This window comes from Methylobacterium soli, assembly GCF_008806385.1.
In the GTDB taxonomy this organism is placed as follows: domain Bacteria; phylum Pseudomonadota; class Alphaproteobacteria; order Rhizobiales; family Beijerinckiaceae; genus Methylobacterium; species Methylobacterium soli.
On record NZ_VZZK01000035.1, the window covers coordinates 60,419 to 67,832 of the forward strand.

Annotated in this window: 7 protein-coding genes; 4 read left to right on the forward strand and 3 right to left on the reverse strand. The window is 63.7% G+C overall.

Annotated elements, in window-relative coordinates:
- Positions 1-8: 8 nt before the first annotated feature.
- Positions 9-335, reverse strand: coding sequence for a DMT family transporter (locus F6X53_RS25470; protein ID WP_151003588.1), 327 nt, complete (start codon positions 333-335; stop codon positions 9-11).
- Entirely contained in the window at positions 332-1,069 is a 738-nt protein-coding gene (locus F6X53_RS25475; RefSeq protein ID WP_191970999.1) for an FMN-dependent NADH-azoreductase, read from the reverse strand. Before F6X53_RS25475 ends, F6X53_RS25470 begins: the two co-directional genes overlap by 4 nt.
- On the opposite strand from F6X53_RS25475, the gene F6X53_RS25480 reads away from it, so the two are divergent.
- The 4 genes from F6X53_RS25480 (at position 1,000) to F6X53_RS25495 (ending at position 7,057) form a co-directional block, all read left to right on the forward strand.
- The gene (locus tag F6X53_RS25480) at positions 1,000-2,052 is read left to right on the forward strand and encodes a LysR family transcriptional regulator (RefSeq protein WP_280526069.1); all 1,053 of its coding nucleotides are present in this window, start codon (positions 1,000-1,002) and stop codon (positions 2,050-2,052) included. The two genes, F6X53_RS25475 and F6X53_RS25480, sit on opposite strands and share 70 nt — an antisense overlap.
- 514 nt (positions 2,053-2,566) lie before the next feature.
- Positions 2,567-3,046: a hypothetical protein gene (locus F6X53_RS25485; RefSeq protein WP_151003594.1), complete on the forward strand. Its 480-nt coding sequence runs from the start codon at positions 2,567-2,569 to the stop codon at positions 3,044-3,046.
- Positions 3,047-3,836: 790 nt separating this feature from the next.
- Positions 3,837-6,035: a TonB-dependent siderophore receptor gene (locus F6X53_RS25490; RefSeq protein ID WP_151003596.1), complete on the forward strand. Its 2,199-nt coding sequence runs from the start codon at positions 3,837-3,839 to the stop codon at positions 6,033-6,035.
- Between the two features lie 176 nt (positions 6,036-6,211).
- On the forward strand, positions 6,212-7,057 hold the full coding sequence (locus F6X53_RS25495) for an alpha/beta hydrolase (RefSeq protein WP_244965618.1): 846 nt from the start codon (positions 6,212-6,214) through the stop codon (positions 7,055-7,057).
- A gap of 246 nt (positions 7,058-7,303) precedes the next feature.
- Here F6X53_RS25495 and F6X53_RS25500 read toward each other — a convergent pair.
- A partial coding sequence (locus tag F6X53_RS25500; RefSeq protein ID WP_151003600.1) for an integrase core domain-containing protein occupies positions 7,304-7,414 on the reverse strand: 111 nt, incomplete at its 5' end.

Consider the following 7,414-nt stretch of genomic DNA (forward strand, 5'->3'; position numbering starts at 1 on the left):
CTACTTCTTCAACTCGCGACTCTGAGGCCAATGATGCCCAGGACCGTCACAACGACGAACAAGAGCCGGATTGCGTCGGCTGGCTCGCCAAAGAGGAGGATGCCAGCCCCGACGCTGCCGACCGCACCGATCCCAGTCCAGACGGCGTAGGCCGTGCCCACCGGAAGCACCTGTAGCGCCTTCGTCAGAAGCCAGACGAAGAGTGCCAGGAGCAGAAGCGACATCAGCGTCCAGCTCAGATCCCTGAAGCCATCCGCCTTCTTGGTCGCGAGTGCCCAAGCCACATCCACGACGCCGGACGCGACGAGCATGATCCAGCCCCACCCCGTGCTCATGTGCCAGCTCCCGCGAAGCCACGTGCCAAGCAACATAGGCGCTCGGCTGCAACCTCGGCGGCCTCCTCTGCTCCTGAGCCGATCGTCGGCCAGATGGGAACGATGGTCAGATCGGTCAGTCCGATGAAACCGAGGGCGGCCCTGAGATAGGGCGTCGCGAGATCGGGCCGGCCGCGGCTCTCGCCTGTCGTGTAGTCGCCCGCGCTCGCCAGGATCGCGAGCGCCGGGCGCGGTCGCAGCACCGGTGTGTAGCCGGTCGCCGGGTTGAACGAGAAGGACAGGCCCGGTTGGGTGATCAGATCGATCCAGTGCTTGAGCCTGTAGGGGATCGAGAAATTCCACATCGGCGTGGAGAGCAGAAGGCAATCGGTCTTGTCGATGCGGCCCACCATCGTCTCGATCTTTGCCCACGCGGTCGCCTCCGGTCCGTCGTGGTTGCGCCCGGCCAGGCGAGCGTACTTGGCCGTGAGAGCGGCGCCGTCAAACGGCGGTAGATCGGCCTGCCACAGATCAAGATGATCGACCGCGAGGGACGGGTCGGCCGCTTGTAGGGCCTCAATGAAGAGGCGGGCGGCCTGCGTGGAGCGTGAGACCTCACCTCGCGGCGAGGCTTCGACATGCAGAAGCGTCGTCATGCGCGGCGAGCCTCCAAGTCGACGGTCCGGTGGGTCGGAATGCCCGACAGCGCACGGGTGTTCGAGGTTTCGATCATCGCTGTGACCGCCCTTGGCCAAGGGCTTCGTGGCCCCGCCCTTCCGACGTAGGCTGTGCGCACCGCTGCTGGGAGTCGGCTACTTTGCCAAGTTCATCTGCAGAGAAGCACAGAGGTGACTGGGATGATCTCAGGATCGTCCTGGCCGTGGCCCGGGCTGGCTCCCTTGCCGCTGCTGCTCGGTCGCTTGGGGTCAATCACACGACCGTGCTGCGTCGTTTAAGTGCCTACGAGAATCGGCTCGGCGTGCGCCTCTTCGACCGGCTTCCTTCAGGCTACGTGCCGACTGCGATAGGCGACGCGATGGTCAGCGACCTCGCGGTCATCGACGGGGCGATTCATGACGTCGTGCGCCGTGCGGCCGGACAAGACCGCCAACTCACCGGTCTGGTGCGCCTCTCGACGACGGACACGTTGATGGCCTCAATCCTGCCCAGCGCGCTCGCAGCGGTGCGGGCGGCCCACCCGGGTATCAGGCTCGAAGTGTCCACAGCGAATGCGTTTGCGATCCTGACGCGTCGGGAGGCGGACATCGCCCTGCGGCCCACATCATCGCCGCCGGAAGGGCTGATCGGCCGCCGTCTGATCTCGGCGATCTATGCAGCCTACGCGGCACCCGCCTACTTGGCGGACCAACCAGCTAACACACCACTCCACCTGCATCGATGGCTTGGGCTCGATGTCTCTCTGCGCGAGACGAGTGCCGCCCGTTGGCTTCGCGAGCACCTGCCTAACGTCGAACCCGTGGCCCAAGCGGACTCGTTCGTCACCCTGCGCGAACTTGCGTCTGCGGGCTTAGGTGTTGCGATTCTACCGACTTATCTCGGCGATGCTTCCGTCGCGCTGGTTCGTGTACCAGGGACGGCTGATCTGGACCTCGGTGCTGCTCTCTGGCTGCTGACGCACGAGGATCTGCGCCGGGTCGCGCGCATCGACGCCGTCGTCACTGTGTTGGTGGCAGCGCTGACGCATCGCGCGACCTCGCGAGGGACCGCAAAGACCTGAGGCCGTCTCGCCGGAAGTACGCTGCGCCCTGAGCTTCCACGAACGACGCGGCAGCCTGCAGCTGGCGCGAAGCCGAAAGATGCGCAGGAGAACTTCTGCCCCCTTCCGGACCTTCACGGCGCACGGGAGGAGCGTCCGGTCACGAGCGTTCTCCAGAAATTTCGTTTCCTGACAAGGTTTCCCGACACCTGCGGCCTGCCTCACGCTTGACACGTGCGCCCCAACCGACCTGTCGGACTTCCCGTCGTTCCTCTTCCGAGCGTTCTGCGCCGTTTGGAACGTTCCACACGGGCAAGAGGGCGCCTACCTCAACAACGTGAACACCGCGCACGCCAACATGGCCCCGGGAGCCCCCCGCAGCCTCCTGCCAAAGGAGGCGCTGTCAGGGTTCAGCTTCTGGTTCTGATCTATCCTAAGGGCCAGCACGACGCCATGGAATGAGCAACCAGCTACCTCGATCCCTTCGATTGCGGTAGGGTTCCAGCGTGCCAGTCGGGGCAACTACCGAGACACATTGCGACGCCTTCTAAAATTCCTCCACACGATGGGGGCTATTGGCCTCATGGGCGCGATGGCGTCCCTGCTCGTCATGCTGAGCCTCACTCCTTCGCCGTCCTCTTTGGCCGAGTATGCTTTGATGCGCGGCACGATGGGCGCCATTGCCACCTGGATCTTTTTCCCGTCGCTTGGGCTGACGCTGATTGCTGGTCTTCTGGCGATTGGCCTGAACCGCGGCTATCACGACGCTGGCTGGGCTTGGTTGAAGGCCGCCACTGGCATCTTGGTCTTTGAGAGCGGCTTCGTCGGCGTTCTGGGCCCGATGCAGCAGGAAGCCGAACTCAGCGCCGGTGCCTTGGCAGGGCGGATCGATCCCGCGACGCTCGCTGGATCGCTTGAGGCGGAGCGAAACACGCTGTGGGTGCTGCTCGCGGTCGCGACGGTCAATGTTGTGCTTGGCATCTGGCGGCCACGATTGATGCGGGTTTCCAAGTAGGTGCTAACCTGAATCACGGGGCGGGAGGCAGAGCGCTTATAGCGATCCGGATTCGCATCTACGTTGATACCGTACCGTTCGACAGAGGGGCGCAGCCACGCTAGATATTAACTTGAATTAACATCTGAGTGGGCGGTAGCCTCATGACATTCGTGCAGCTTCGGGAAAGCGTCATGGATGCTCAAGACCGTTGCCTCAGCTTGATGCTCATTCATGAGAGCGAGTTCGCTCGCTCAGAATTGGAAAATGCAATTCGTCACTCGCATAAGCTGATTACACAAGTGCGAGCGCTTCTCCTTGACATTCCTGAGCCTCTACAACGGCGCGCAAAGCGGGTGAAGTCTTCGACATACAGGGATCGCTGAAGGCGCGCTCGCTTGTGGATCAGGCAGGCATGCTGAGGCTTCGTAGATTTCGATCTAAGAGCGCCTCTTCACTGTCCCGATGTGGCCGTAGGGGCTGCTATCTCTGGATCGGAGCGCTCCTCGAAGCGGCGCCCCGGCTGCATGGAAGGCCGCCATGACCCACCTCACACGCCCCCGTGTTCCGCACGGATAGTTCGCTCCGAATGCAAGGTGAATCATCGTCGGGCGCCTTGAGCGCAACACCTGCACAAGACGCGTGCCTCGTAGCTAGGCTAATTCCCCCGCTAAACGCTCAAGTTTAGAATTGCTTCAGATTCGAAGTGTTCTAAGTGTGTGATTTACAACACGTTTTCGACTTGCGTCTTAATTCGCGAGCAGCAATGTGATCGACACAGCGCCGTTTGAGGCGCGGGTCAGCGTGCTCCATGTCCAAACGCTCTTTCCGCTTCGCTCTGCTCCTCGCGACGACCACTCTTGCTGGGGCAGCAGCGGCACAGGACACCTCCGTGCAGCTCGAACAGCTCTCGGTCGAGGGCGCAGCGCTGGGGCCCGCGGTCGGTAACAACCTCAGTGCCGGTGACGGGGGCACGGCGGCCACGAGCGGTGGCGGCGGCGGCCCCTCCGGGATCACCGGTTACGTTGCCCGGGTCGCCACAGCCGCCACAAAGACCAACACCCCGCTGATCGACGTTCCGCAATCCGTCTCCGTCGTCACCCGCGAGCAGCTCAACGACCGCAACGTCCAGACCCTCAGCGAGGCGATCAATTATGTCCCCGGCGCGATATCCGCCCGTTCAGGCTTTGATCCTCGCTTCGACCAGATCTTCATCCGCGGCTTCGACGTACTCACCAACCAGGGCATCTATCGAGATGGCCTGCGCGTGATCGGCAGTGGCTTCGCCTACCCGAAGACCGAGCCGTACGGCGCGGAGGCGCTGACCATCTTGCGCGGCCCGGCTTCCGGCCTCTACGGCCTCGGCTCGCCCGGCGGCATCCTCGATATCACAACCAAACGCCCCGTGTTCGTGCCGTTCGGAGAGGTGCAGTTCCAGGCCGGCAGCTTCGACCGCTTCCAGGGCAACTTCGACGTCGGCGGTCCCGTCCCTGGCTCGGACGGCACCATGGCCTACCGCCTCACCGGCGTGCGAAGGGAAGCCGGCACCTTCATCGGCCTCGGCACAACCGACGACCAGCTCTACCTCGCGCCCGCCTTCACCTGGAAGCCGTCGGCCGACACCACGTTTACCTTCTTGAGCGAGTTTCAGGTCACCAACACGCCGGCGGCGACGTTCTTCTACAACGATCCAGGCTTCCGGGTGTCCAACTTCTACCAGGGTGACCCGCGCTTCATCGGCCTCGACCAGACGCAGTACCGGGTCGGCTACGCCTTCGAGCACAAGTTCACGCCGGACCTCATCTTCCGCCAGAACTTCCGGCACTACGGGCTGTTCCTGGTCGGCAAGTACGTCGACATCAACAACATCAACGAAGCGCGCACGGTCGGCACGCGCGATACCGGCTACATCCGCGAGGGTCTGGTGCAGCAGACGCTGGATAACCAGCTGGAGGCGCGCTTCACCACCGGTCCCGTCGCCCACACCGTGGTCGGCGGCGTCGACTACGCCCGGTACAGCCGCAGCCAGCGCGTCGGCTTCGGCCTGGCTCCGGACCTGAACCTCGTCACGCGCAACTACGGCCAGCAGTTCATCGCGACGCCGGCCCTAGGGCCCGCCTCGCGCCAGACCCAGGACCAGATCGGCATCTACCTGCAGGATCAGGCCAAGTTCGGCGACTTCATCCTGACGCTCAACGGACGCCACGACTGGGTCTTCCAAGACAACTTCGCAACACCCGACAGCGCGGTCTCGCGCCAGGACAATTCCGCCTTCACCGGCCGCGTCGGCCTTGGCTACGTCTTGGCGCCGGGCCTCGTGCCCTATGCCAGCTACGCCACCACCTTCACGCCGCAGGTTGGCTTGGACAGGAACGGGCAAGCGTTCAAGCCAGCCACCGGCGACCAAATCGAGGCGGGGGTGAAGTATCTGATCCCCGGCACCAACATCCAGGCCGCGTTCGCGGGCTTCGACATCAACCAGTCGAGCATTCTGGTGCCCGACGCGACCAACATCGCGTTCCAGACCGCTGCTGGCGCCGTGCGCTCGAAGGGCTTCGAGGCTGAGGCAACCGCCAACATCGCGCCGGGCACGAACCTGACGATTGCCTACACGCATGTCGACATTCGCTTCGTGAACTCGACCTCGTTCGCCGGCGAGTCCCTCAACGGGAACCGCGTCTCGGGCATCCCCAGTGACACTTACGCCTCGTTCCTGACCTACGCCTTCCCGCCGTCCTCGCCCCTGCGCGGCCTGCAGATCGGGGGCGGTATCCGCTTCATTGGCACGAGCTTTGCCGACGACCAGAACACGGTGCGCAACACGGCCGTGACGCTCTACGACGCGCTGGTCGCCTACGACTTCGCGGCCCTTGATCCGAAGTACAGGGGTTTTCGCGCGCAGATCAACGCCTACAACATCTTCGACCGCAACTACACAACCTGCTCGTTCGGCTTCTGTAACTACAACCAACCGGCGACCGTCATCGGCAGCCTGATCTATCGGTGGTAAGTTACAGCTCACGTGGTGGCGTTTGCCAGGAGCCTGATGACAATGCTCAATTCTATCGCCGGCCGTTTTCGGTGAGGGCGCTTCTCTCGCGGCGCGCTTTCGTTGGGCTTTTGGCGACGGCCTGGTCAACGTTGAGCGCGCGCTCAGTCGCATCGATGGCAGGTCCGGACGAGCCTGTGCGACTTCCCGGCGCGATCAGCTTCGATCTCGGTGGTGACGGGCAGCGGGCACCCTGGCGTATCACGCTCTATGTCCCTCCTGGCGAGGCTCCCCCTGCTGGCTGGCCCGTCCTGTACCTGCTCGACGGCAATGCAGTGACCGCGACCGCCATCGATATCGAGCGTGTTCAGGCTCCCTATCCGGACGCCACAGGGATCCGGTCGCGCTTCGCGGTCGTCGGGATCGGCTATCCGACGGATGGTGCCTACGACAGCGTACGCCGCTCTTGGGACTACACCCCGCCGCCTGGCCGATCGTATCCGCCCCAAAGGCCTGGCGCTCCCGAGGTGCAGACAGGGGGCGCCGAGGCATTCCTCCGCTTCGTTACGGAGGAACTGAAACCTGAGGTTGAGCGGCGATGTCGGATCGACCCTTCGCGGCAGGCCCTGTTCGGGCATTCCTTCGGCGGCCTCTTTGTCCTCTACGCCTTGGCCAACCTGCCGGCGGCCTTCACGCATTGGATCGCGGCGAGCCCGTCCGTTTACTGGGAGGATCTCGTACTGCTGAAAAGCATCGAGCGTCTCGAGAAGGGACCGCCCGTTCGTGCAGACGCGCTTCTTCTGGCCGGGGCTTACGAGGAAGAATTGGCGCCGTTTCAGCGCGACGCCCCTGATCGCGAAGCACGCTTGAACCGTCTGAGTTCGGCACGAATAGTCGAGCTTGCCCGTGTGGTGGCGGATCGGCTTGATAAAATCCCGGGATTGGCGAGTCAGTTTCGATTGATCCCCGGACGAACGCACATGACCGTTCTTCCCGAAGCCGTGAACGATGCCGTCGCGTTCGTCATGCATCGCTCGGAATAGCTTCATCCGCCTCGGCGCTCGCCGGAAACTTCCGCCCTCGACGGGCGCGCGGAGCGGGCAGCGCCATGCCTCGCCGACGAGCGACCGCTGTACTGGCGCGTGCCTCGCGCATTTCCCCCGGCCAGACCAGCATCGGGTTGGCTGAACCTGTGAGCGCCTCGTCCCGCTACAGGATCGACGAGCGCAGCTTCTCGTAGCGGTCAGCCTCGCGCAGCTAGTCGAACTGCGCATGTGGAGTTGCCCTCATCAAACCGGACACGGGGCTGGTTGGATCTGAGCACGAATGAACTTGCGAGGCGAGCGCATGCCGAGCCCCCGGTGGGGATGGTGTTCGTTGTAGTCGGTGATCCACTCGCC